Annotated in this window: 1 pseudogene; it reads right to left on the bottom strand. The window is 59.1% G+C overall.

Annotation, left to right across the window (positions count from 1 at the left end):
- A pseudogene (locus ACXJ7R_RS35265) lies at nt 1–729 on the bottom strand (RHS repeat-associated core domain-containing protein); the annotation flags it as partial.

Genomic DNA, 729 nt, shown 5'->3' with positions numbered 1-729 from the left:
CCCGTCGTAGAAGGCGTATCGGTCGCCCATCCCGGGGATCGCCTGGAATTCGAGATCGCCGACCGAGTTGTAGATAAGCTTCCGAGGCGTTGCTTCGCCTRGTAGCCAGATCTCGCTCAAATAGCCAAATGTATCGCGCACAAAACGGGAGATATGTGTCGTACCATTGCCGTCGGTGGCGACGAAGGCAGTCACACCATTCTCGTTGCGCAAGGAGTACTCACCGCTGTGAACGGTGCCGTCGAACTGATCATTGTAGGTTGTGACGGTGTGCGTGCCCCACGGACCGAAATCCATGTCGGATGTCTTTCCCGAAGGGTGGGTTTCACGGACCATCCGATCGGCTGCGTCGTAGGTGTATGCGTTGCCGACTTCGTGATCCGGGCGCGGAATTTCGCCAAGATCGAAAACTTTCTGCAGGTTCAAGTCGTCGACCCCGCCGAAGCTCTTTACCACGAAGGGCGTCCAGCGGAAGACCTGCTTCGCGTTGCGGTTGTAGAGTGAGAAATGGAACACCCGCACACCGCCTTCCGCAACGTTCTCAAGGTCGGCGATCTTCTGGCTGCGCGCATCATAGGCGGCGAGATCGGCTATGAACTCGCTCTCACCCTCCGGTGTCTCGGCAGCGCTCGCGTAGCGCCGGCGGGCAGTCAGGATCAGCGACGGTCGTCGACTTCGATTCCGGACGTCGGCACGACATTCGCTATGCGACCTCGATCGACGAGATGC

Source organism: Mesorhizobium sp. P5_C1, assembly GCF_054049815.1.
The sequence above is the reverse complement of the archived record's forward strand: the minus strand, read 5'-3'. Positions and strand labels throughout refer to the sequence as shown.